23 protein-coding genes are annotated in these 23,177 nt (G+C 70.4%); 21 read left to right on the top strand and 2 right to left on the bottom strand.

Features of this window, described 5'->3' with window-relative positions; genetic code table 11:
* Positions 1–22: 22 nt before the first annotated feature.
* Positions 23–808, bottom strand: coding sequence for a peptidylprolyl isomerase (locus tag ABT078_RS05865; RefSeq protein ID WP_351224203.1), 786 nt, complete (start codon positions 806–808; stop codon positions 23–25).
* Between the two features lie 151 nt (positions 809–959).
* Between ABT078_RS05865 and ABT078_RS05870 the strand changes: the two genes are divergently transcribed.
* The 19 genes from ABT078_RS05870 to nusB all read left to right on the top strand — a co-directional run bounded on the left by ABT078_RS05870 (position 960) and on the right by nusB (position 20,413).
* A complete protein-coding gene (locus ABT078_RS05870; protein ID WP_351224205.1) occupies positions 960–1,691 on the top strand; it encodes an MBL fold metallo-hydrolase in 732 nt (243 codons plus the stop codon).
* A 10-nt stretch (positions 1,692–1,701) separates the two neighbouring features.
* Positions 1,702–2,964, top strand: coding sequence for a histidine--tRNA ligase (gene hisS, locus ABT078_RS05875; protein ID WP_351224207.1), 1,263 nt, complete (start codon positions 1,702–1,704; stop codon positions 2,962–2,964).
* Between the two features lie 203 nt (positions 2,965–3,167).
* The gene (locus ABT078_RS05880; RefSeq protein WP_351224209.1) at positions 3,168–3,815 is read left to right on the top strand and encodes a vitamin K epoxide reductase family protein; all 648 of its coding nucleotides are present in this window, start codon (positions 3,168–3,170) and stop codon (positions 3,813–3,815) included.
* Positions 3,816–3,882: 67 nt separating this feature from the next.
* Complete coding sequence (locus ABT078_RS05885; protein WP_351224414.1) at positions 3,883–5,250, top strand: replication-associated recombination protein A; 1,368 nt, start codon at positions 3,883–3,885, stop codon at positions 5,248–5,250.
* A 369-nt stretch (positions 5,251–5,619) separates the two neighbouring features.
* Positions 5,620–6,234: a 30S ribosomal protein S4 gene (rpsD, locus tag ABT078_RS05890; RefSeq protein WP_351224211.1), complete on the top strand. Its 615-nt coding sequence runs from the start codon at positions 5,620–5,622 to the stop codon at positions 6,232–6,234.
* Positions 6,235–6,596: 362 nt separating this feature from the next.
* Entirely contained in the window at positions 6,597–7,031 is a 435-nt protein-coding gene (locus tag ABT078_RS05895; protein WP_351224213.1) for a DUF948 domain-containing protein, read from the top strand.
* A 6-nt stretch (positions 7,032–7,037) separates the two neighbouring features.
* Entirely contained in the window at positions 7,038–7,397 is a 360-nt protein-coding gene (locus ABT078_RS05900) for a DUF6167 family protein (RefSeq protein ID WP_351224215.1), read from the top strand.
* Positions 7,397–10,066, top strand: coding sequence for an alanine--tRNA ligase (alaS, locus tag ABT078_RS05905; RefSeq protein WP_351224217.1), 2,670 nt, complete (start codon positions 7,397–7,399; stop codon positions 10,064–10,066). Before ABT078_RS05900 ends, alaS begins: the two co-directional genes overlap by 1 nt.
* A gap of 5 nt (positions 10,067–10,071) precedes the next feature.
* Positions 10,072–10,536 (top strand): Holliday junction resolvase RuvX, encoded by a 465-nt coding sequence (gene ruvX, locus ABT078_RS05910; RefSeq protein WP_351224219.1) that lies wholly within the window; start codon positions 10,072–10,074, stop codon positions 10,534–10,536.
* A gap of 101 nt (positions 10,537–10,637) precedes the next feature.
* Positions 10,638–12,458 (top strand): endolytic transglycosylase MltG, encoded by a 1,821-nt coding sequence (gene mltG / locus ABT078_RS05915; RefSeq protein ID WP_351224221.1) that lies wholly within the window; start codon positions 10,638–10,640, stop codon positions 12,456–12,458.
* Positions 12,455–13,282, top strand: a complete 828-nt coding sequence (locus tag ABT078_RS05920) for a shikimate dehydrogenase (RefSeq protein WP_351224223.1) — start codon at positions 12,455–12,457, stop codon at positions 13,280–13,282. Before mltG ends, ABT078_RS05920 begins: the two co-directional genes overlap by 4 nt.
* Positions 13,283–13,636: 354 nt before the next feature.
* Positions 13,637–14,821, top strand: coding sequence for a chorismate synthase (aroC, locus tag ABT078_RS05925; protein ID WP_351224225.1), 1,185 nt, complete (start codon positions 13,637–13,639; stop codon positions 14,819–14,821).
* 29 nt (positions 14,822–14,850) lie between these two features.
* A complete protein-coding gene (locus ABT078_RS05930) occupies positions 14,851–15,375 on the top strand; it encodes a shikimate kinase (protein ID WP_351224416.1) in 525 nt (174 codons plus the stop codon).
* Positions 15,372–16,466 (top strand): 3-dehydroquinate synthase, encoded by a 1,095-nt coding sequence (aroB, locus tag ABT078_RS05935; protein ID WP_351224227.1) that lies wholly within the window; start codon positions 15,372–15,374, stop codon positions 16,464–16,466. Before ABT078_RS05930 ends, aroB begins: the two co-directional genes overlap by 4 nt.
* Complete coding sequence (aroQ, locus tag ABT078_RS05940; protein WP_351224229.1) at positions 16,463–16,903, top strand: type II 3-dehydroquinate dehydratase; 441 nt, start codon at positions 16,463–16,465, stop codon at positions 16,901–16,903. The genes aroB and aroQ overlap by 4 nt, the downstream gene beginning before the upstream one ends.
* Before the next feature lie 133 nt (positions 16,904–17,036).
* Positions 17,037–17,873 carry a Pro-rich N-terminal domain-containing protein gene (locus ABT078_RS05945; RefSeq protein ID WP_351224231.1) on the top strand — a complete coding sequence of 279 codons (837 nt, stop codon included), beginning with the start codon at positions 17,037–17,039 and terminating at the stop codon, positions 17,871–17,873.
* Between the two features lie 340 nt (positions 17,874–18,213).
* A complete protein-coding gene (locus tag ABT078_RS05950) occupies positions 18,214–19,329 on the top strand; it encodes an aminopeptidase P family protein (RefSeq protein ID WP_351224233.1) in 1,116 nt (371 codons plus the stop codon).
* A gap of 71 nt (positions 19,330–19,400) precedes the next feature.
* Positions 19,401–19,967 (top strand): elongation factor P, encoded by a 567-nt coding sequence (gene efp, locus ABT078_RS05955; protein WP_351224235.1) that lies wholly within the window; start codon positions 19,401–19,403, stop codon positions 19,965–19,967.
* 2 nt (positions 19,968–19,969) lie between these two features.
* Positions 19,970–20,413, top strand: coding sequence for a transcription antitermination factor NusB (nusB, locus tag ABT078_RS05960; RefSeq protein ID WP_351224237.1), 444 nt, complete (start codon positions 19,970–19,972; stop codon positions 20,411–20,413).
* A 324-nt stretch (positions 20,414–20,737) separates the two neighbouring features.
* Here the strand turns inward: nusB and bldD are convergent, their stop codons facing one another.
* Positions 20,738–21,238, bottom strand: coding sequence for a transcriptional regulator BldD (gene bldD / locus ABT078_RS05965; protein ID WP_030607052.1), 501 nt, complete (start codon positions 21,236–21,238; stop codon positions 20,738–20,740).
* 219 nt (positions 21,239–21,457) lie between these two features.
* Between bldD and pyrR the strand changes: the two genes are divergently transcribed.
* Together pyrR and ABT078_RS05975 are read left to right on the top strand one after the other, a co-directional pair.
* Positions 21,458–22,033: a bifunctional pyr operon transcriptional regulator/uracil phosphoribosyltransferase PyrR gene (gene pyrR, locus ABT078_RS05970; RefSeq protein ID WP_351224239.1), complete on the top strand. Its 576-nt coding sequence runs from the start codon at positions 21,458–21,460 to the stop codon at positions 22,031–22,033.
* 161 nt (positions 22,034–22,194) lie between these two features.
* On the top strand, positions 22,195–23,175 hold the full coding sequence (locus tag ABT078_RS05975; protein WP_351224241.1) for an aspartate carbamoyltransferase catalytic subunit: 981 nt from the start codon (positions 22,195–22,197) through the stop codon (positions 23,173–23,175).
* Positions 23,176–23,177: the final 2 nt, after the last annotated feature.

The following is a 23,177-nucleotide window of genomic DNA, read 5'->3' on the forward strand; positions in this document are numbered from 1 at the left end:
CGGCGCCGCCGAATTCGCCGGGTCACCCCTTGCTGACCGCCACCTTCTTGACCGTGACCGCCTTCTTGGGAGCGCCGTCCGTGGCGCCGCCGTCGACTCCCCCCGCCGCGACCGTCTTGACCGTGTTCAGGCCGGTCGTGTCCATGGTTCCGAACGGCGTGTAACCGGGGGGCAGTTTGCTGTCCTTCCAGACCAGGAAGAACTGGCTGCCGCCACTGTTCGGCTGTCCGGTGTTCGCCATCGCCACCGTGCCGGCCTTGTACGTCACCGTGCCGTCCGCTCCCGCCTTGCCGAGCCCCGTCAGGTTCTCGTCCGGGATCGTGTAGCCGGGACCGCCGGTGCCGTCGCCCTTCGGGTCGCCGCACTGCAGTACGAAGATGCCGTCCGTGGTGAGCCGGTGACACTTCGTGCTGTCGAAGAAGCCCTTGTCCGCGAGGTGCTTGAACGAGTTCACGGTGCGCGGCGTCTTCGCGGCGTCCATCGCGACGGAGATGTCGCCCTGGCTCGTCTTGAGCGACATCGTGTACTTGGCCTTCGCGTCGATGGCCATGGCCGGCTCGGGCGCGCTGCTCTCGCTCGCCGTGGGGGAGGGCGTGGACTGCGCCGCCGCGTCGCTGCCCTCGGAGCCGCCGTCCGAGAGGCCGACCGAGGCGTACGCCGCCGCACCGGCGGCCAGTGCCACGGCGAGTGCCGCGGCGATGACCGTGTTGCGGCGCTTCGCCTTGTGTCGCGCCTCCTCCCGGCGCTGCTGCTGCCGCTCGAACTTCTCCCTGGCGAGCTGCCGCCGCCGCTGATCGCTGCTGACCACCGGGTCTTCTCCTCGTGATGGTGTGATCTATCCGGGCGAGTGTGCCCGTACCGTATACGGGTTGGCTGTGAAATGAGCAGCGCCGGTAGGCTCTGACCTGTTGCAATTCGATACAGCAACTTCCCCGTCGGACGACATATCGAGGACGATCGTGCTTATTGCCGGGTTCCCCGCAGGGGCCTGGGGGACCAACTGTTACCTGGTCGCCCCGGCCGCAGGCGAGGAGTGCGTGATCATCGACCCGGGCCACCAGGCCGCCCAGGGAGTCGAGGAGACGCTCAAGAAGCATCGGCTCAAGCCCGTCGCCGTGATGCTCACCCATGGCCACATCGACCATGTCGCCTCCGTCGTCCCGGTCTGCGGAGCCCATGACGTACCGGCGTGGATCCACCCCTCCGACCGGTACATGATGAGCGATCCGGAGAAGTCCCTCGGCCGCTCCATCGGGATGCCGCTCATGGGCGAGCTGACGGTGGGGGAGCCGGACGACGTCCGCGAGCTGACGGACGGCGCCTCGCTGAAGCTCGCCGGTCTCGAGCTGACCGTGTCGCACGCGCCCGGCCATACGAAGGGGTCGGTGACCTTCGGCCTGCCCGAGGCGGCGGCCAACTCACAAGATCAGGGGCGTCCGCCGGTCTTCTTCTCGGGCGACCTGCTCTTCGCCGGCTCCATCGGACGCACCGACCTGCCCGGCGGTGACATGGCCGAGATGCTCGACTCGCTGGCCCGCGTGTGCCTGCCCCTCGACGACTCGACCGTGGTGCTGTCCGGCCACGGCCCCCAGACGACCATCGGCCGCGAGCGCGCCACCAACCCGTACCTGCGGGAGGTGGCCTCCGGCCAGGGAGACGGAACGACCGCCGCTCCCCGACGAGGAATGTGACGAGACCTTCGTGACTACTTTCCAGGCCCCCAAGGGCACGTACGACCTGATCCCGCCGGACTCCGCGAAGTACCTCGCGGTGCGCGAGGCGATCGCCGCGCCGCTGCGGAACTCCGGTTACGGGTACATCGAGACGCCGGGCTTCGAGAGCGTCGAGCTGTTCGCGCGCGGTGTCGGCGAGTCCACCGACATCGTCACCAAGGAGATGTACGCCTTCGAGACGAAGGGCGGCGACAAGCTCGCCCTGCGCCCCGAGGGCACCGCCTCCGTGCTGCGCGCGGCCCTGGAGGCCAACCTGCACAAGACGGGCAACCTCCCGGTCAAGCTCTGGTACTCGGGCTCGTACTACCGCTACGAGCGCCCGCAGAAGGGCCGATACAGGCACTTCTCGCAGGTCGGCGCCGAGGCGATCGGTGCCGAGGACCCGGCGCTCGACGCCGAGCTGATCATCCTGGCCGACCAGGCGTACCGTTCGCTCGGCCTGCGGAACTTCCGCATCCTGCTGAACTCGCTGGGCGACAAGGAGTGTCGTCCCGTCTACCGTGACGCGCTCCAGGGGTTCCTCCGCGGGCTCGACCTGGACGAGGACACCCGGCGCCGCGTCGACATCAACCCGCTGCGGGTCCTCGACGACAAGCGCGACGCGGTCCAGAAGCAGCTCGTCGGCGCGCCGCTGCTGCGCGACTACCTATGCGACGCGTGCAAGGCGTACCACGAGGAGGTGCGCGAGCTGCTCGCCGCCGCGGGTGTGACGTACGAGGACGACGAGAAGCTGGTGCGCGGCCTCGACTACTACACGCGCACGACGTTCGAGTTCGTCCACGACGGTCTCGGCTCGCAGTCCGCGGTGGGCGGTGGCGGTCGCTACGACGGCCTCTCCGAGATGATCGGCGGGCCCGCGCTGCCGTCGGTGGGCTGGGCACTCGGCGTGGACCGCACGGTCCTGGCGCTGGAGGCCGAGGGCATCGAGCTCGAACTCCCCTCCAGCACCAGCGTGTTCGCCGTCCCGCTGGGCGAGGAGGCCCGCCGGGTGCTGTTCGGTGTCGTCACCGCGCTGCGCAAGGCCGGGGTCGCGGCGGACTTCTCGTACGGCGGCAAGGGCCTCAAGGGCGCGATGAAGAACGCGAACCGCAGCGGTGCGCGGTACACGATCGTCGCCGGCGAGCGGGACCTTGCGGAGGGCGTGGTCCAGCTCAAGGACATGGAGTCCGGCGAGCAGACCGCGGTGCCCGTGGACGCGGTGATCGCGGAGATCCGGGCGAAGCTCGCCTGAGCGGTTTCCCGGGTGGATTCCGGGCGGCCGCCGCGCGGATTCCTGAGCGGATGTCGAGCGGACGTTCCGCGGACGGGCCCGGGCCGGGACGACCGGCCCGCGCCCGTCCGTGTGTCCGGCCTTATGTCCACCGAACGGTGGACACGGCCCGCAGTGCGGCAGAATGACCGTGCCAGCAGCCACCGAGTGATGGAAACAGCGATATGACGACTGCAGCGGTTGACGGCGTGTCCTCCGGCCAGGAATCGGAGAGCGCGCGCGGCAGGGTCGGAGGCAGCCGCGCCCTCGCATGGCTGCTAGTGATCACCGGCGCCGCAGGTCTGCTGGCCGCGTGGGTCATCACGATCGACAAGTTCAAGATCCTGGAGGCCAAGGTCGCGGGGGAGACCTTCACCCCCGGCTGCAGCCTCAACCCGATCGTCTCCTGCGGCAGTGTCATGGAGAGCGACCAGGCGTCGGCCTTCGGCTTCCCGAACCCGATGCTCGGGCTCGCCGCCTACGCGATCGTGATCTGCGTCGGCATGAGCCTGCTCGCGGGCGCCCGCTTCCGCCGCTGGTACTGGCTCACCTTCAACGCCGGCACGCTCTTCGGCGTCGCGTTCTGCACCTGGCTCCAGTACCAGTCGCTGTACAACATCAACGCACTGTGCCTGTGGTGCTGCCTGGCCTGGGTCGCCACGATCTTCATGTTCTGGTACGTGACCTCGCACAACATCCGCAAGGGTCTGCTGCCGGCCCCGGAGTGGGCGAAGAACTTCCTCGCCGAGTTCACCTGGGTCCTGCCGGTCCTGCACACCGGAGTCATCGGCATGCTCGTCCTGACCCGCTGGTGGGACTTCTGGACCAGCTGACGGGCCCCGTCCGGGTTGTCCCGGGCCCGGGCCGCGTTGTCAGTGCCCTCACATAGGCTTCATGCCTGTGGAGCCCGATCTCTTTACCGCCGCTGCCGAAGAACGCCAGGAGAAGGACCCGTCCGCGAGCCCCCTGGCCGTCCGGATGCGTCCGCGCACCCTGGGCGAGGTCGTCGGCCAGCAGCACCTGCTGAAGCCGGGTTCGCCGCTGCGGCGTCTCGTGGGCGAAGGCGACGGCGGACCGGCGGGCGCCTCGTCCGTCATCCTGTGGGGCCCGCCGGGCACCGGCAAGACGACCCTGGCGTATGTGGTCTCGAAGGCGACCGACAAGCGGTTCGTGGAGCTCTCCGCGATCACTGCGGGCGTCAAGGAGGTCCGCGCCGTCATCGACGGAGCCCGCCGCGCGGCCGGTGGCTTCGGCAAGGAGACCGTCCTCTTCCTCGACGAGATCCACCGCTTCAGCAAGGCCCAGCAGGACTCCCTCCTGCCGGCCGTGGAGAACCGCTGGGTGACGCTCATCGCGGCGACGACCGAGAATCCGTACTTCTCGGTGATCTCCCCGCTGCTCTCCCGCTCCCTGTTGCTGACGCTGGAGCCGCTCACCGACGACGATCTGCGCGGGCTGCTGCGGCGGGCGCTGCCCGCGGAGCGCGGCCTGGGCGGCGCGGTGACGCTGCCCGAGGACGCAGAGGCGCATCTGCTGCGGGTCGCCGGAGGCGACGCCAGGCGGGCGCTGACCGCCCTCGAAGCAGCCGCGGGCGCCGCGCTCGCCAAGGGGGAGCAGGAGATCTCCCTGCAGACCGTGGAGGAGACGGTCGACCGGGCCGCGCTGAAGTACGACCGCGACGGCGACCAGCACTACGACGTGGCGAGCGCGCTGATCAAGTCCATCCGTGGTTCCGACGTTGACGCTGCGCTGCACTACCTGGCGCGGATGATCGAAGCGGGGGAGGACCCGCGGTTCATCGCGCGGCGCCTCATGATCTCGGCCAGCGAGGACATCGGCCTCGCCGATCCGACCGCCCTGCCCACGGCCGTCGCCGCAGCCCAGGCCGTGGCCATGATCGGCTTCCCCGAGGCCGCGCTGACCCTCAGCCACGCCACGATCGCCCTGGCCCTCGCCCCCAAGTCCAACGCGGCGACGACGGCGATAGGCGCGGCCCTGGCGGACGTGCGCAACGGACTGGCCGGACCCGTCCCGCCTCATCTGCGCGACGGCCACTACAAGGGTGCCGCCAAGCTCGGTCACGCTCAGGGCTACCTGTATCCGCACGACGTCCCCGGCGCCATCGCGGCGCAGCAGTACGCACCGGATGCGATCCATGGAAGGCGCTACTACGAACCGACGCGCTACGGCGCGGAGGCGCGGTACGCGGATGTGGTGGAGAAGGTCCGCGAGCGTCTGCGCGGCGAGGGCGCGGCCGACGGCCGCTGATCAACGGCGCCGGGTACTCCCGTGTCGGCAGCACCTCGCACGCCCTGTAGACTGGCCCGCAGCGCTGCGTCCCGTGTCCGGTCTCGACCGGCACCACCAGAACGGGACATCCAGCCGGAGTCTCCACTGCTTTCGAGCCGGAGACTCCAGGAGCGTCGCGCACCGTCGAAGGTGTCGCGGGCAGCCCACCACCCCTCCAGGAGGGTCGGTGGGCCACTCGCGTGCTGCACGTATGTGCCCAGACCAGGGGAGCGGCTGCCCACCGAGTCTGCCGTTCACGGCAGGACCCGATGGGTTTCCCCGGCTGCGGATGCGACCTCCCTTAACCCTGGTGAAGCCGATTTCACAGAGAACGAGAGAGGTTGGTTCATGCCGAACCAGTCCCGTCCCAAGGTCAAGAAGTCCCGTGCCCTTGGTATCGCGCTGACGCCGAAGGCCGTCAAGTACTTCGAGGCTCGCCCCTACCCGCCGGGTGAGCACGGCCGCGGCCGCAAGCAGACTTCGGACTACAAGGTCCGTCTGCTCGAGAAGCAGCGCCTTCGCGCGCAGTACGACGTCTCCGAGCGTCAGCTGGTGCGTGCCTACGAGCGCGCCAGCAAGGTCCAGGGCAAGACCGGTGAGGCGCTGATCATCGAGCTCGAGCGCCGTCTCGATGCCCTGGTGCTCCGCTCCGGTATCGCCCGCACGATCTACCAGGCCCGTCAGATGGTCGTCCACGGCCACATCGAGGTCAACGGTGGCAAGGTCGACAAGCCGTCGTTCCGTGTCCGCCCGGACGACGTCGTGACGGTCCGCGAGCGTTCCCGCGAGAAGAGCCTGTTCCAGGTCGCGCGCGAGGGTGGTTTCGCCCCCGACGGCGAGATCCCGCGCTACCTGCAGGTCAACCTCAAGGCGCTCGCCTTCCGCCTGGACCGGGAGCCGAACCGCAAGGAGATCCCGGTGATCTGCGACGAGCAGCTCGTCGTCGAGTACTACGCCCGTTGATCCAGCGGTCGTAGCACCACCGGCCTCACGCGCCCGAGCCCGTCGCTTCCCCGCCAGCCTGCGGGGGAGCGGCGGGCTTCCGCGTTCCCGTACCGGCTGCGCAACCGAGATGTTCGCAACCCGTCGAGCGCGCGCGGGAGTTGGCCGCGGACGAGAGGGCCGAGATCGAATTGCCCGGGTCCGCCGGGAGATTGCCTCACCGCGGCGGGCACGCTACGTACTCGGATGTGAACGTTCCGTACGATCGGCCTGTGCAACTCCCCTCCGGGACGCCGTCGATCCGGTACAGGCTGCGACCTTCGGCGCGATAGGGTCGGAGGACGACTTTCGAAGGCCCGACGACGAGCAGAGAGCGGTGCAGCGTGACCGGTGGAGAGGTTGCCGGGATCCTGGTGGCCGTCTTCTGGGCGATCCTGGTCTCCTTCCTCGCCGTGGTGCTGGTGAGGCTGGCCCAGACGCTCAGGGCGACCACCAAGCTGGTGGCGGACGTGACGGAACAGGCCGTGCCGCTGCTGGCCGACGCCTCCCAGGCCGTCCGCTCCGCGCAGACCCAGCTCGACCGGGTCGACGCCATCGCCTCCGACGTCCAGGAGGTCACCTCCAACGCGTCGGCACTCTCCACGACCGTCGCCTCGACATTCGGCGGCCCACTCGTCAAGGTGGCGGCGTTCGGTTACGGCGTACGCAAGGCGATGAGCCGCAACAAGACCGACGAGGCGCCGCCCGAGCGGGTCCGGCGCACGGTCATCGTCGGCCGCACCGTGCCGGCCGCGAGGCGCCGGAAGCAGAAGGGCTAGGCCGCGATGTTCCGTCGTGCGTTCTGGTTCACCGCAGGCGCCGCAGCCGGTGTGTGGGCCACGACCAAGGTCAACCGCAAGCTCAGGCAGCTGACCCCCGAGAGCCTGGCCGCCCAGGCCGCCAACAAGGCGATCGAGACCGGGCACCGCCTCAAGGACTTCGCCCTCGACGTCAGGGCCGGGATGGTCCAGCGCGAGGCCGAGCTCGGCGAGGCGCTCGGTATCGAGGCACCCCCTCAGCACGGACTCCCCTCGCAGCGCCGCGTGGCCGCACTCGAGGGCCGCCCCGAAAACCAGAAGCAGGACAGGAAGCACTACGGGATGCTTGACAAGAGGCACTCGTACAACCGGAATGAGGACCACTGATGGAGTCGGCTGAAATCCGCCGCCGCTGGCTGAGCTTCTTCGAGGAGCGCGGGCACACCGTCGTGCCTTCGGCGTCGCTCATCGCGGACGACCCGACTCTGCTCCTGGTCCCCGCGGGCATGGTCCCGTTCAAGCCGTACTTCCTGGGCGAGGTCAAGCCCCCGTTCCCGCGCGCCACGAGTGTGCAGAAGTGCGTGCGCACGCCGGACATCGAAGAGGTCGGCAAGACCACCCGCCACGGCACGTTCTTCCAGATGTGCGGCAACTTCTCCTTCGGTGACTACTTCAAGGAAGGCGCCATCAAGCTCGCCTGGGAGCTGCTCACCTCCCCGGTGGCGGACGGCGGCTACGGGCTGGAGCCGGAGAAGCTCTGGATCACCGTCTACCTCGACGACGACGAGGCCGAGCGCATCTGGCGCGAGGTCGTGGGCGTCCCCGCCGAGCGCATCCAGCGCCTGGGCAAGAAGGACAACTTCTGGTCCATGGGCGTCCCGGGCCCCTGCGGTCCCTGCTCGGAGATCAACTACGACCGCGGCCCCGAGTTCGGCGTCGAGGGCGGCCCCGCCGTCAACGACGAGCGCTACGTGGAGATCTGGAACCTGGTCTTCATGCAGTACGAGCGCGGCGAGGGCACCGGCAAGGAGGACTTCGAGATCCTCGGCGACCTCCCGAGCAAGAACATCGACACCGGTCTCGGCCTCGAGCGCCTCGCCATGATCCTGCAGGACGTGCGGAACATGTACGAGACCGACACCCTGCGCGTCGTCATGGACAAGGCCACCGAGCTCACCGGGGTGCGCTACGGCGCTGCCGAGGCCAGCGACGTGTCCCTGCGCGTGGTCGCCGACCACCTGCGCACGTCCGTGATGCTCATCGGCGACGGAGTCACCCCCGGCAACGAGGGCCGCGGCTACGTGCTGCGCCGCATCATGCGCCGTGCCATCCGCAACATGCGTCTGCTCGGTGCCACCGAGCCGGTCGTCGGCCCGCTCGTCGACGTGGTCATCAAGACCATGGGCGAGCAGTATCCGGAGCTGGAGACCGACCGCAAGCGCATCGAGACGGTCGCCCTCGCCGAGGAGGCCCGCTTCCTCAAGACGCTGAACGCCGGCACGAACGTCCTGGACAGTGCCGTCACCGAGGCCAGGAGCGCCGGCTCGAAGGTGCTCTCCGGCGACAGGGCCTTCCTGCTCCACGACACCTGGGGCTTCCCCATCGACCTCACCCTGGAGATGGCCGCCGAGCAGGGGCTCTCCGTGGACGAGGACGGCTTCCGCCGCCTGATGAAGGAGCAGCGGGAGCGCGCCAAGGCCGACGCCAAGGCCAAGAAGACCGGCCACGCCGACCTGTCCGCCTACCGCGAGGTCGCCGACACCGCCGGCTCGACCGAGTTCACGGGCTACAGCCGCAACGAGGGCGAGTCGATCATCCTCGGTCTCCTCGTCGACGGCGTCCCGTCGCCCGCCGCCTCCGAGGGGGACGAGGTCGAGGTCGTCCTCGACCGCACCCCGTTCTACGCCGAGGGCGGCGGCCAGCTCGCCGACCAGGGCCGCATCAAGCTCGACACCGGCGCCGTCATCGAGGTGCGCGACGTCCAGCAGCCCGTCCCCGGTGTCTCCGTGCACAAGGGCTCGGTGCAGGTCGGCGAGGTCACCGTGGGCGCCTCCGCCTACGCCGCCATCGACGTCAAGCGCCGTCGCGCCATCGCCCGAGCCCACAGCGCCACGCACCTCACGCACCAGGCGCTGCGCGACGCTCTCGGCCCGACCGCCGCCCAGGCCGGCTCGGAGAACTCGCCGGGTCGCTTCCGCTTCGACTTCGGCTCGCCGTCCGCCGTCCCCGGCACGGTTCTCACCGACGTCGAGCAGAAGATCAACGAGGTGCTCGCCCGCGAGCTCGACGTCCAGGCCGAGGTCATGAGCATCGACGAGGCCAAGAAGCAGGGTGCCATCGCCGAGTTCGGCGAGAAGTACGGCGAGCGGGTCCGTGTCGTCACCATCGGCGACTTCTCCAAGGAGCTCTGCGGCGGTACGCACGTGCACAACACCGCCCAGCTGGGCCTGGTGAAGCTGCTCGGCGAGTCGTCGATCGGCTCGGGAGTGCGCCGTATCGAGGCCCTCGTCGGTGTCGACGCGTACAACTTCCTGGCCAGGGAGCACACGGTCGTGGCCCAGCTCCAGGAACTGGTGAAGGGCCGCCCCGAGGAGCTGCCGGAGAAGATCGCCGTCATGCTCGGCAAGCTGAAGGATGCCGAGAAGGAGATCGAGAAGTTCCGCGCGGAGAAGGTCCTCCAGGCCGCCGCCGGTCTCGCCGAGTCCGCCAAGGACGTCCGTGGCACGGCCCTGGTCACCGGTCAGGTGCCGGACGGCACGTCCGCCGACGACCTGCGCAAGCTGGTCCTCGACGTCCGCGGCCGCATCCCTGGCGAGCGGCCGGCCGTCGTGGCGCTGTTCACCACGGCCAACGGCCGTCCGCTGACGGTCATCGCCACGAACGAGGCCGCCCGTGAGCGTGGCCTCAAGGCCGGCGAGCTGGTCCGTACGGCTGCCAAGACCCTCGGTGGCGGCGGTGGCGGCAAGCCGGACGTCGCCCAGGGCGGCGGTCAGAACCCGGACGCGATCGGCGACGCCGTCGACGCCGTCGAGCGTCTCGTGGCCGAGACGGCCTGATCGCGATGCGCAGAGGACGTCGTCTTGCGATCGACGTCGGGGACGCCCGGATCGGGGTCGCCTCGTGCGACCCCGACGGGGTCCTCGCCACGCCGGTGGAGACCGTGCCGGGACGTGACGTCCCTGCCGCCCACCGGCGGCTGCGCCTGCTCGTCGAGGAGTACGAACCGCTCGAGGTCGTCGTCGGCCTGCCCCGTTCGCTCAGCGGCGGCGAGGGCCCGGCGGCGGCGAAGGTCCGGGCCTTCGCCCAGGAGCTGGCACGCGGTATCGCGCCGGTGCCGGTGCGGCTCGTGGACGAGCGGATGACCACGGTGACGGCGAGTCAGGGGTTGCGGGCGTCGGGCGTGAAGTCCAGGAAAGGCCGGTCTGTCATCGACCAGGCAGCCGCTGTGATCATCCTCCAAAACGCTCTTGAGACCGAGCGGGTATCCGATAATCCGCCCGGCGAGTGCGTCGAAGTGGTCATCTGATCGCGATACGGTAACGTTCCGCCCGACGCGGCGGCGTTCGAACAGCTGCCGCACGACGTAGAGGCGGACCGTCGGGTCGCCTCGCGGCTGTTTGGGGATCGATGACTGATTATGGCCGGGGCTCCGGCTCCGAACCGTGGCATCCCGAGGACCCGTTGTACGGGGACCAGGGATGGAGAGGTCGGCAGGGCCCGGAGGGCCATGTCGACCCGTACGGTGCCCAGCAGCCGCATCCGAATCAGCCGCAGCAGCCGTATCCGCAGCAGCAGCCGGAGCAGTACGGCGGCGGCTACGAGGACCCGTACCAGCAGCCGTACGGTGACCAGCACCAGCAGCAGTACGGCGGTCAGCACCAGCAGCAGCCGCCGTACGGTGGCCAGCATCAGCAGCAGCCGCCGTACGGTGGCCAGCAGCATCAGCAGCAGTACGGCGGCGGTCCGCAGCAGTACCAGCAGCAGCCCTACGACGGCTCCCACCAGTACACCGGCCAGCAGTACACCGATCAGCAGTACGGCAACCAGCAGTACGGTGCCGGCGGCTGGGACACCGGGACGCAGCCCGCGATGCCGTACGAGCCCCAGGGCGCGCCGTACGGTGGCCAGGCCCCCGACATGTACGGCACCTCCGAGGCCTACCCGCCGCCCCAGCCCCCCGGTCGCCGTACGGCGCCGCCGCGGGAGCCCGAGACCGACTGGGACGCCGAGCAGGAGGAGGAGACCCACCCCTTCTTCACCGGCGACGACGGCCCGGACGACGACCCCGGCTATGACGACGACCGGAATGCCTCCCGCCGTGGCGGCGGTCGTGACGGCCGCGGCGGCTCCAAGAAGCAGAAGAAGGGCCGCAGCGGCGTCGCGTGCCTCTTCGTCACCGTCGTCCTGGTGGGCGGCGCCGGCGGCCTCGGCTATGCCGGTTACCAGTTCTGGCAGGACCGCTTCGGCGCGGCACCCGACTTCGCGGGTGAGGGCAACGGCACTGTCCAGGTCGAGGTCCCGCAAGGAGCGACCGGAGCCACAATCGGCAACGCCCTCAAGGCGGCCGGCGTCGTGAAGAGCGTCGACGCGTTCATCGCGGCCCAGGCGAAGAATCCCAACGGGAAGAAGATCCAGGCGGGCGTCTACATCCTCAAGAAGGAAATGTCGGCGGCGAACGCCGTGGAGGCCATGCTCAATCCCGACAGCCGCAATACCCTGATCATTCCCGAGGGGAAGCGGAACACCTGGGTCTACGAGCAGATCGACACCCGGCTCGAGATCGACAAGGGCACGACCGAGAAGGCCGCGAAGGAACAGGCGAAGAAGCTCGGCCTGCCCGACTGGGCGAACAGCAACCCCGACATCAAGGACCCGCTGGAAGGATTCCTCTTCCCGGCCGCCTATCCGGTCGCCAAGGGCAGCAAGCCCGAGGTCGTCCTCAAGGCGATGGTCGCCCGCGCCAATCAGGAGTACGGCAAGAAGGACCTCAAGGCCGAGGCCGCGAAACTCGGTCTGAAAACGCCGCTGGAACTCATCACGGTGGCGAGCCTGGTCCAGGCGGAAGGCAAGTACAAGCACGATTTCGACAAGGTCTCGAGGGTCGTCTACAACCGGCTCAAGCCGGACAACACCGAGACGTACGGTCTGCTCGACTTCGACTCCACGGTCAACTACGCGAAGGGCGAAAGTACTCTGGACACAGGTGCGGTCGGGAACCTCCGTAAGTTCAAGAACCCGTACAACACCTACTACATCAAGGGCCTGCCTCCCGGCCCCATCGGCAACCCCGGCGCGGCCGCACTCGCCTCCGCCCTCAAGCCGACGCCCGGGCCTTGGTACTACTTCGTGTCGATCACCGAGGAAGAGACCCTGTTCGCGGTCACCAACGCGGAACACGAGCGCAACCGCCAGAAGTACGAGCAGGAACGAAAGAAGTCCGGCCAGTGAGTACTCGACACAGGGCAGCGGTGCTCGGATCGCCCATCGCCCACTCCCTCTCCCCGGTGCTGCACCGCGCCGCCTACGAGGCGCTCGGCCTCACGGACCGGTCCTACGACCGGTTCGAGGTGGACGAGACGGATCTGCCGGGCTTCATGAACGAACTCGACGACTCCTGGGCCGGGCTGTCCCTGACCATGCCGCTCAAGCGGGCGATCATCCCGCTGCTCGACGAGGTCAGCGACACCGCCGCGGCCGTCGAGGCCGTCAACACGGTCGTCTTCACGGAGGACGGCCGCCGCGTCGGCGACAACACGGACATCCCCGGCATGATCGCCGCGCTTCGTGAGCACGGTGTGGAGAAGGTGGACCACGCCGCCGTCCTCGGCGCCGGCGCGACCGCGTCCTCCGCCGTCGCCGCGCTGTCCCGGATCTGCACCGGGCCCGTCACCGCCTACGTACGGACGCACACGCGCGCCGAGGAGATGCGCGGCTGGGGCGCACGTCTCGGCGTCGAGGTGCATACCGCCGACTGGGCCGAGGCGGGCCATGCCTTCGACGCGCCCCTCGTCATCGCCACCACCCCCGCCGGGGCGACGGACCCCCTCGTCCCGTACATCCCCGACCGCCCCGGCACCCTCTTCGACGTGCTCTACGACCCGTGGCCGACCCCGCTCGCGGCCGCCTGGGCCGAGCAGGGCGGCGGGGTCGTCGGCGGCCTCGACCTGCTGGTGCACCAGGCCGCGCTGCAGGTGGAACAGATGACCGGAGTCGGCCCGGCTCCGCTCGCCGTGATGCGGGCCGCCGGTGAGCGGGCATCGGCCGAAGGGTGAGCGCTCCTGACATCGGAGCGCCGCTCGCCGCGGACTGGAGCAGTGGGCTCGTCACACGCTGTTCGTACGCCTGCTGCCCGAGTGGCTGGAGAACATCGTCCTCGCGCTCTTCCTGCTCGTCCTCGTGACGGTGGGGGCACGTCGGCTGCTGGGCATGGTGCGTGCGGCGCGGGCCGGCGACGGAGCCGTGCCATCGGAGGACTCGGGCGTCCGATAGCTGGACCGCGATCAGAGAAGGCGTCCGGACATGGGAGGATCGGGGGTGGCGGACCAGGGCCGCTCCCCCCAGCCATTGCTGGGAGGCACCCCCAGGTCGCGCCGTCGCAGTTCCAGGCGCGAGCATGAGGAGCACCGTTGAGCAGGTTGCGCTGGCTGACCGCGGGGGAGTCGCACGGACCCGCACTGGTGGCGACGCTGGAGGGTCTTCCCGCCGGTGTCCCGATCACCACGGAGATGGTGGCGGACCACCTCGCCCGGCGGCGCCTCGGCTACGGACGCGGTGCGCGGATGAAGTTCGAGCGTGACGAGGTCACTTTCCTGGGTGGTGTGCGGCACGGGCTGACGATGGGCTCGCCGGTCGCGATCATGGTCGGCAACACCGAATGGCCGAAGTGGGAGAAGGTCATGGCGGCCGATCCGGTCGACCCGGCCGAGCTCGCCGAACTGGCCCGCAACGCCCCGCTGACCCGGCCCCGGCCCGGCCACGCCGACCTCGCCGGCATGCAGAAGTACGGCTTCGACGAGGCCCGGCCGATCCTGGAGCGCGCCAGCGCCCGTGAGACCGCCGCCCGTGTCGCCCTCGGCGCCGTCGCCCGCTCCTACCTGAAGGAGACCGCGGGCATCGAGATCGTCTCGCACGTCATCGAGCTCGCCGCGGCCAAGGCGCCCTACGGCGTCTACCCGACCCCGGCCGATGTCGACAGGCTCGACGCCGACCCGGTCCGCTGCCTGGACGGCGACGCCTCGAAGGCGATGGTCGCCGAGATCGACCAGGCCCACAAGGACGGCGACACCCTCGGCGGAGTCGTCGAGGTGCTCGCGTACGGCGTGCCCGTCGGCCTCGGCTCCCACGTCCACTGGGACCGGCGCCTCGACGCGCGCCTCGCGGCCGCCCTCATGGGCATCCAGGCCATCAAGGGCGTCGAGGTCGGCGACGGCTTCGAGCTGGCCCGTGTGCCCGGCTCCCAGGCGCACGACGAGATCGTGACCACGGAGGACGGCATCAGGCGTACCTCCGGCCGCTCCGGCGGCACCGAGGGCGGACTGACCACCGGTGAGCTGCTGCGCGTCCGTGCGGCGATGAAGCCGATCGCGACCGTGCCGCGGGCCCTCAAGACCGTCGACGTCGTCACCGGCGAGGCCGCGGCCGCGCACCACCAGCGCTCGGACGTGTGCGCCGTGCCGGCCGCCGGCATCGTCGCCGAGGCCATGGTCGCGCTCGTCGTCGCCGACGCCGTCGCCGAGAAGTTCGGCGGCGACAGCGTCCCCGAGACCCGCCGCAACGTGCAGTCGTACCTCGAGAACCTGGCCATCCGGTGAGCGGACCGCAGGTCGTTCTGATCGGGCCGATGGGCGTCGGCAAGTCCACCGTCGGCGCCCTGCTGGCCGAGCGCCTCGGCGCCGGCTACCGGGACACCGACGCGGACATCGTCGCCGCGCAGGGCCGTGAGATCTCGGACATCTTCATCGAGGAGGGCGAGCCGTACTTCCGCGAGCTGGAGCGCGCGGCGGTAGGGGCCGCGGTCGCCGAGCACACGGGCATCCTGTCCCTGGGCGGCGGCGCGATCCTCGACGACGGCACCCGTGAGCTGCTGTCCGGGCTGCCCGTCGTCTATCTCTCGATGGACGTCGAGGAGGCCGTGCGCCGCGTCGGACTCAACACGGCCCGCCCGCTGCTCGCCGTCAACCCGCGCCGCCAGTGGCGCGAGCTGATGGAGGCCCGCCGCCATCTGTACACCGAAGTCGCGCGCGTCGTCGTCGCCACCGACGACCGCACCCCCGAAGAGGTCGCCCAGGCGGTCCTCGACGCCTTGGAGCTGCTGCGTTTTCCCGGGGGCAACCCCCGGACCCCCGGCCAGGAAGAGACATCATGACCGAGCAGTCAGCCACCCGTATCCAGGTCGGCGGCACCGCGGGCACCGACCCGTACGAGGTGCTCGTCGGCCGGCAGCTGCTCGGCGAGCTCCCCGGGCTGATCGGTACCAGGGCCAGGCGCGTCGCCGTCATCCATCCCGAGGCGCTCGCCGACACCGGTGACGCGGTCCGCCAGGACCTCGCCGACCAGGGGTACGAGGCCGTCGCCATCCAGGTGCCGAACGCCGAGGAGGCCAAGACCGTCGAGGTCGCGGCGTACTGCTGGAAGGCGCTCGGCCAGACCGGCTTCACCCGTACCGACGTCATCGTCGGCATCGGCGGCGGGGCGACCACCGACCTGGCCGGCTTCGTCGCGGCGTCGTGGCTGCGCGGAGTCCGCTGGATCGCGATCCCGACCACGGTCCTCGCCATGGTCGACGCGGCCGTCGGCGGCAAGACCGGCATCAACACCGCCGAGGGCAAGAACCTCGTCGGCGCCTTCCACCCGCCGGCGGGTGTGCTGTGCGACCTGGCCGCCCTGGATTCCCTGCCGGTGAACGACTACGTCAGCGGCCTGGCCGAGATCATCAAGGCCGGTTTCATCGCGGACCCGGTCATCCTCGACCTGATCGAGGCCGATCCGGAGGCCGCCCGCACGCCGTCCGGGCCGCGCACCGCCGAGCTGATCGAGCGTTCCATCCGGGTCAAGGCCGAGGTCGTCTCCAGTGACCTCAAGGAATCGGGCCTGCGCGAGATCCTCAACTACGGTCACACGCTGGCGCATGCCATCGAGAAGAACGAGCGCTACAAGTGGCGGCACGGTGCTGCCGTCTCCGTCGGCATGGTCTTCGCCGCCGAACTCGGCCGCCTCGCCGGGCGGTTGGACGACGCCACCGCCGAGCGGCACCGTACGGTCCTGGAGTCGGTCGGTCTGCCGTTGACGTACCGCGGCGACCAGTGGCCGAAGCTCCTGGAGACCATGAAGGTCGACAAGAAGTCCCGCGGCGATCTGCTGCGATTCATCGTGCTCGACGGCCTCGGCAAGCCGACCGTCCTGGAAGGCCCCGACCCGGCGGTCCTGCTCGCCGCGTTCGGTGAGGTGTCCGCATGACCCGTCGCGTCCTGGTGCTGAACGGGCCCAACCTCGGGCGGCTCGGCTCGCGGGAGCCCGATGTGTACGGCGCCACGTCGTACGCGGGACTGGTGGACGCCTGCCGGTCGCTGGGCAAGGAGCTCGGCTTCGACGTCGACGTCCGCGAGACGAACGACGAGGGGGAGATGGTCCGCTGGCTCCACGAGGCGGCGGACGGCTCGCTGCCGGTGGTTCTCAACCCCGGTGCGTTCACGCACTACTCGTACGCGATGCGCGACGCGGCGGCGCAGCGGACCGCGCCGCTCATCGAGGTGCACATCTCGAATCCGTACGCACGGGAGGAATTCCGCCACACTTCGGTGGTCGCGGCCGTCGCCTCCGGAACGGTCGCGGGCTTCGGGATCGGCTCGTACCGGCTGGCCCTGCGGGCGCTCGCCGACGAACTCGAGAGCTGAACAGGCCTCGACGGGGCACTCCGTACCGGCCCCGGCCGTTCCCACTGTGGCGGCCGGGGAGGGTACCGTTCGGTACGGGCCGGTCAACTGCCGCCCGACCAGCGTGAAGTCGCACGAGACGGAGTGGCACCGGATGCAGCACGGAGCGGGTGGTCCGCTGCCGCCCCAGGGACCGGGGCAGGGGCCGGCGGCCGGGTGGGAGCATCGGGGCCGGCACCCCGTCCCGCCACCACCGCCGCAGGGCCCGTCCGCCCACGGCTGGACCGGTCCCGCTCCGCACCACGCCGCCGCGCCACCCTCCCGTGACACCACGGGGCACGTGCAGCTGCCCCCGGGCGGACCCGTTCCCCTGCCCTCCCCCACAGCTTCGCCCGGGGGGACCCCCACGCCTCCGGCCGAGAGCGGGACCGGCACCGCTACGCTCGCGGTGCTCCTCATAGGCCCGGCAGGCGCGGGCAAGACCACCGTGGCCCGCCACTGGGCCTCCGCCCGCCGCGTCCCCACCGCACACATCAGCCTCGACGACGTCCGCGAATGGGTCTGCTCGGGCTTCGCCGACCCCCAGTCCGGCTGGAACGACCGGTCCGAGGCCCAGTACCGCCTCGCCCGCCGCACCTGCGGATTCGCCGCCCGCAACTTCCTGGCCAACGGCATCTCCTGCATCCTCGACGACGCGGTCTTCCCCGACCGCCCGGTCGTCGGCCTCGGCGGCTGGAAACGCCATGTGGGCCCCGGCCTGCTGCCGGTCGTCCTCCTTCCCGGGCTCGAGGTCGTCCTGGAGCGGAACGCCGAGCGCAGCGGCAACCGCCGCCTCTCCGACGAGGAGGTCGCCGGCATCCACGGCCGTATGGCCGGCTGGTACGGCTCGGGACTCCCGATCATCGACAACTCCAAGTACGACGTCGAGACGACGGCCCGCATCCTCGACGACGTGCTTGCCCGCTCGATCGCGAGCCCACCGGCCTGGTAGTCGTATTCCGGCCCCTCCGGCCCCTCCGGCCCCTCCGGCCCCTCCGGCCCCTCCGGCCCCTCCGGCCCGTCGGGCCGTGCCGTCACGTGGCGGGCAGATTTCCCGCCCGTCCGGCCTTTGCGGATGTACGTGCGGGCTTCCTGGGCGGGCTCCGCCCGTGCATCGGGCCGGTGCGGCGTTCGAGGACGGGCACGGGGGCACCCGGACGGTTCCGTCCGTCCCGCCTCGGGCTCCGCCCGCAGGGCGCTGCCGGGGGCGCGGGGGCGGCGTCCCCGGCCCCGACACCCCGCACGGACGCGCTCGACCGGCCGAATTCGCTCGCCGCTCTTAGGCTCGTGTCATGTCCGAGGTGTTCGCTGCCCGACGCGGGTTGCTGCGGGACCGCTTCGCGGCCGTCGGCAGCTCAGCGGCCCTGGTGTCCCGGCCTGCAAACGTCCGCTATCTCGCGGGCGCCGCGCCGCCCGGTGCCGTTCTGCTGCTGGGCCCCGGAGGGCCGGCCGCCGACACCCTGCTCTGCCCGAGCCCGCCCACCGGCGACCCCGCGCACGGCAGGCTCGACGAACGGCTGCGGCAGACCGTGCTGCCCAACCACGGAGGCGACGCGGCCGTCGCCGCCGCCCAGGCCGCCGGGGCCGGCGGAGCGGACTCCCTCGCCGTCGAGGAGCACCATCTCACCGTCGCCCGCCACCGCGCCCTCGGCTCGGTTGCCCCCCACCTGCGCTTCTGCGACCTCGGTGGTGCCGTCGAGCAGCAGCGGATGGTCAAGGACGAGGACGAGATCGCCTGCATCCGCATCGCCTCCGAGATCACCGACCAGGCCCTCGGTGAACTGCTCGAATCCATCCTCGTCGGCCGCACCGAGCGCCATCTCGCCCTGGAGCTGGAGCGCCGGCTCGTCGACCACGGGGCCGACGGCCCTGCCTTCCGCACCTCCGTCGCCACCGGACCCAACGCCGGACTCAGCGGCCACCGCCCCTCCGACCGCCGTGTCGAGGAAGGTGATTTCCTCGCCGTCTGCCTCGGCGCGAACTACCGCGGCTACCGCTGCGAGATCGGTCGCACGTTCGTCATCGGAACCACCCCTGCCGACTGGCAGATCGAGCTGTACGACCTCGTCTTCGCCGCTCAGCGGGCCGGCCGCGAAGCCCTGGTCCCGGGCACGGAGTACCGCGAGGTCGACCGCGCCGCCCGTCAGGTGCTGGACGCCGCCGGCCACGGCCACGGCCTCCCACCCTCGACCGGGCACGGCGTCGGGCTCGAAATCGACGAGGACCCGCAGCTGACACCTGCGGCCATGGGTAAACTGGACGCTTGTGTGCCGGTCACCGTCGAACCGGGGGTCCACCTCCCGGGCCGGGGCGGGGTCCGGATCGATGACACGCTCGTCGTGCGCCAGGAGGCGGACGGCGGACCCGAGCTACTCACCATCACGACCAAGGAGCTGCTCGCGCTCTAGCCGAGCGGGCAGCGCGTATCTACGCATCTCCTCGGTCGTCCACCAGCGTCAGTCCAGGAGATTCCGCAACCGTGGCTTCCACGAACGACCTCAAGAACGGCATGGTGCTCAAGCTCGACAACGACCAGCTGTGGTCCGTCGTCGAGTTCCAGCACGTCAAGCCCGGCAAGGGCCCGGCCTTCGTGCGCACCAAGCTCAAGAACGTGCTGTCCGGCAAGATCGTCGACAAGACGTTCAACGCCGGTGTGAAGGTCGAGACGGCCACCGTCGACCGCCGCGACATGCAGTTCTCGTACATGGACGGCGAACACTTCGTCTTCATGGACATGCAGACGTACGACCAGCTGCACGTCTCGCGCGCCGCCGTCGGCGACGCCGCGAACTTCCTCATCGAGGGCTTCACCGCCACCGTCGCCACCCACGAGGGCGAGGTGCTCTACGTCGAGCTCCCGGCCGCCGTCGAGCTGGTCATCCAGGAGACCGAGCCGGGCGTCCAGGGCGACCGCTCCACCGGTGGCACCAAGCCGGCCACCCTGGAGACCGGCTACACCATCCAGGTCCCGCTCTTCATCACCACCGGTGAGAAGATCAAGGTCGACACCCGTTCCGGCGACTACCTCGGCCGGGTGAACAGCTAACCGTGGCTGCCCGCAACAAGGCGCGCAAGCGCGCCTTCCAGATCCTGTTCGAGGCCGACCAGCGCGGAGCCTCCGTGCAGACGGTCCTCGCCGACTGGATCCGGCATGCACGGACCGACGACCGTCAGCCGCCGGTCACCGAGTACACGATGGAGCTGGTCGAGGGCTACGCGAAGCACGCGGCCCGCATCGACGAGCTCATCGCCACCTACGCGGTCGGCTGGACGCTCGACCGTATGCCCGTCGTCGACCGCAACATCCTGCGGCTCGGCACGTACGAGCTGGTGTGGGTGGACGGGACTCCCGATGCGGTGGTGATCGACGAGGCGGTGCAGCTCGCCAAGGAGTTCTCCACGGACGACTCCCCGTCCTTCGTGAACGGCCTGCTGGGCCGCTTCAAGGACCTGAAGCCGAGCCTGCGTCGCGACGCCGACGCCGAGGCCTGAGCCCGGGCTCGGGCCTCGGCCACGGCACAGCCACGAAGGCCCGCAGCGCATGCGCTGCGGGCCTTCGTGGTACGTGCATCCCCGCAGCCGGGCGTCGTGCCCGTGCCTCGCCGCACCGAGTGTCCGTCCTCGGGCTCCGGGCGGACCTGAGGCGTGCTTCACATGACGAGCGGGCCGGTGTCCCCGTCGTCGAAGGGCGGACGCGCCGGCGCGGCCGCCGGTTGGGCGGGGTGGCCGGGCGGGGCCTCCCGCCTCCGAAACGGCCGCGGGCCAGGGGCAGCATCGCTTCCCCCGGCCCGGCGGCACGTTTCTGCTGGTGTGGTGTCAGCTCTCCTCGTGCGCGACCGCACGACGTGCGTCCGCGTCCAGCACGCCCCAGCTGATCAGCTGCTCGGTGAGGACCGAGGGCGACTGGTCGTAGATGACGGCGAGCGTGCGCAGGTCGTCCTGGCGGATCGAGAGCACCTTGCCGTTGTAGTCTCCGCGCTGGCTCTGGATCGTCGCCGCGTAACGCTGCAGCGGACCGGCCTTCTCCGCGGGGACATGGGCGAGGCGCTCCAGGTCCAGAACGAGCTTGGGCGGCGGCTCAGCGGCACCGCCGGGCGTGGTGCCCGGGAGCAGCTCCTGAACCGGGACCCCGTAGAAGTCGGCCAGCTCGGCGAGGCGCTGCACGGTCACGGCACGGTCCCCGCGCTCGTACGACCCGACGACGACGGCCTTCCAGCGGCCCTGGGACTTCTCCTCCACCCCGTGGAGCGAGAGCCCCTGCTGGGTACGGATGGCGCGGAGCTTGGCCCCGAGCTGTTTTGCGTATTCGCTGGACATATAGCTCCCCGGACACTCTATCGACGTGCGGCTCCGCCGCGCGGCTGGTCACTCACTGTGAGGTTACGCAGCGTTACTTGGCTGCGTCAAGCCGAATGGTCCGTACGACTCTCCCGAGGGTGTGGCCAGGGGCCGGGCGGGACCCTGGTACCGTTGACGGCGCAAATCCGACGTCCTTTAAGGTCCGTCCCGTGAGGCGGAGAAGGAGGTCCGTTTCATATGGACACGCACAGCCCCGATGTCGCACGCCCTGTCCTTGAGGGCCCCGACATCGCGCGGGTACTGACCCGCATCGCCCACGAGATCGTCGAGCGCGCGAAGGGCGCCGAGGACGTGGTGCTCCTCGGCATCCCGACACGCGGGGTCTATCTTGCCCGCAGGCTCGCCGACAAGCTCGCGGAGATCACCGGCCGCACGATCCCGGTCGGCTCCCTCGACATCACCATGTACCGCGACGACCTGCGGCTCCGTCCCGCCCGCGCCCTCGCGCGCACGGACATTCCGGCCGACGGCATCGACGGCCGTCTGGTCGTCCTCGTCGACGACGTGCTCTTCTCCGGCCGCACCATCCGCGCCGCACTCGACGCGCTGAACGACATCGGCCGCCCGCGCGCCGTCCAGCTCGCGGTCCTCGTCGACCGCGGCCATCGTGAACTGCCCATTCGCGCCGACTACGTCGGCAAGAACCTCCCCACGTCGTTGCGGGAGACGGTCAAGGTCCTGCTCGCCGAGGAGGACGGTCGCGACACCGTGCTGCTCGGTGCGCGCGAGACCGCCCCGGCCGGCGAGCAGTAGCACCCGTACGGCCTTCCGAGGCAAGGCCCCGACCGAAGCCGCGACGCCCACAGGCGGAGGGCGGAGCCGGAGCCGAAGCCGAGGCCCGAACCGAAGCCCTACGGGACCGTGCCTGCACGCCCGCATGCCCCGCAAACCGCCACACATCGGAGCACACCCAGATGAAGCGCCACCTCATCTCGGCCGCCGACCTCACCCGCGACGACGCCATCCTCATCCTCGACACCGCCGAGGAGATGGCCCGGGTCGCCGACCGGCCGATCAAGAAGCTGCCCACCCTGCGCGGCCGTACCGTCGTCAATCTCTTCTTCGAGGACTCCACCCGCACCCGGATCTCCTTCGAGGCCGCCGCCAAGCGCCTCTCCGCCGACGTCATCAACTTCTCGGCCAAGGGTTCGTCCGTCTCCAAGGGAGAGTCCCTCAAGGACACCGCGCTCACCCTTGAGGCGATGGGCGCCGACGCCGTCGTGATCCGCCACCACGCCTCCGGCGCGCCCTACCGGCTCGCGAACTCCGGCTGGATCGACGGAGCCGTCGTCAACGCGGGCGACGGGACCCACGAGCACCCCACCCAGGCCCTGCTCGACGCCTTCACCATGCGCCGCCGCCTCGTCGGCCGGGACGCCGGCACCGGGCGCGACCTCGAAGGGCGCCGCATCACGATCGTCGGCGACATCCTGCACAGCCGCGTCGCCCGGTCCAACGTCCATCTGCTCACCACGCTCGGCGCCCACGTCACCCTGGTGGCCCCGCCCACCCTGGTGCCGGTCGGCGTCGAGACCTGGCCGTGCGACGTGTCGTACGGCCTCGACGACGTGCTGCCGAAATCCGACGCCGTGATGATGCTGCGTGTGCAGCGGGAGCGGATGAACGCCGCCTTCTTCCCGACCGAGCGCGAGTACTCGCGCCGCTACGGCCTGGACGGCGAACGGATGGCCCGGATGCCGGAGCACGCCGTCGTGATGCACCCCGGCCCGATGAACCGCGGCATGGAGATCACCGCCGAGGTCGCCGACTCCGACCGCTGCACCGCCGTCGAGCAGGTCGCCAACGGCGTCAGCATCCGCATGGCCGTCCTCTACCTGCTGCTCGGCGGAAACGAACCCGCCGTCACCAACTCGCGCACCGAGGAGAACCAGTAAAG

Source organism: Streptomyces sp. NPDC002133 (genome assembly GCF_040296405.1).
Classification (GTDB): Bacteria; Actinomycetota; Actinomycetes; order Streptomycetales; family Streptomycetaceae; genus Streptomyces.

Bases quoted from the DNA above. Each gene is read 5' to 3' on its own strand.
- ABT078_RS05880 (WP_351224209.1), top strand. From the start codon at position 3,168: ATGACGACTGCAGCGGTTGACGGCGTGTCCTCCGGCCAGGAATCGGAG.
- rpsD (WP_351224211.1), top strand. From the start codon at position 5,620: ATGCCGAACCAGTCCCGTCCCAAGGTCAAGAAGTCCCGTGCCCTTGGT.
- ABT078_RS05900 (WP_351224215.1), top strand. From the start codon at position 7,038: ATGTTCCGTCGTGCGTTCTGGTTCACCGCAGGCGCCGCAGCCGGTGTG.
- alaS (WP_351224217.1), top strand. From the start codon at position 7,397: ATGGAGTCGGCTGAAATCCGCCGCCGCTGGCTGAGCTTCTTCGAGGAG.
- ruvX (WP_351224219.1), top strand. From the start codon at position 10,072: ATGCGCAGAGGACGTCGTCTTGCGATCGACGTCGGGGACGCCCGGATC.
- mltG (WP_351224221.1), top strand. From the start codon at position 10,638: ATGACTGATTATGGCCGGGGCTCCGGCTCCGAACCGTGGCATCCCGAG.
- ABT078_RS05930 (WP_351224416.1), top strand. From the start codon at position 14,851: ATGGGCGTCGGCAAGTCCACCGTCGGCGCCCTGCTGGCCGAGCGCCTC.
- aroB (WP_351224227.1), top strand. From the start codon at position 15,372: ATGACCGAGCAGTCAGCCACCCGTATCCAGGTCGGCGGCACCGCGGGC.
- aroQ (WP_351224229.1), top strand. From the start codon at position 16,463: ATGACCCGTCGCGTCCTGGTGCTGAACGGGCCCAACCTCGGGCGGCTC.
- ABT078_RS05945 (WP_351224231.1), top strand. From the start codon at position 17,037: ATGCAGCACGGAGCGGGTGGTCCGCTGCCGCCCCAGGGACCGGGGCAG.
- ABT078_RS05950 (WP_351224233.1), top strand. From the start codon at position 18,214: ATGTCCGAGGTGTTCGCTGCCCGACGCGGGTTGCTGCGGGACCGCTTC.
- bldD (WP_030607052.1), bottom strand. From the start codon at position 21,238: ATGTCCAGCGAATACGCAAAACAGCTCGGGGCCAAGCTCCGCGCCATC.
- pyrR (WP_351224239.1), top strand. From the start codon at position 21,458: ATGGACACGCACAGCCCCGATGTCGCACGCCCTGTCCTTGAGGGCCCC.
- ABT078_RS05975 (WP_351224241.1), top strand. From the start codon at position 22,195: ATGAAGCGCCACCTCATCTCGGCCGCCGACCTCACCCGCGACGACGCC.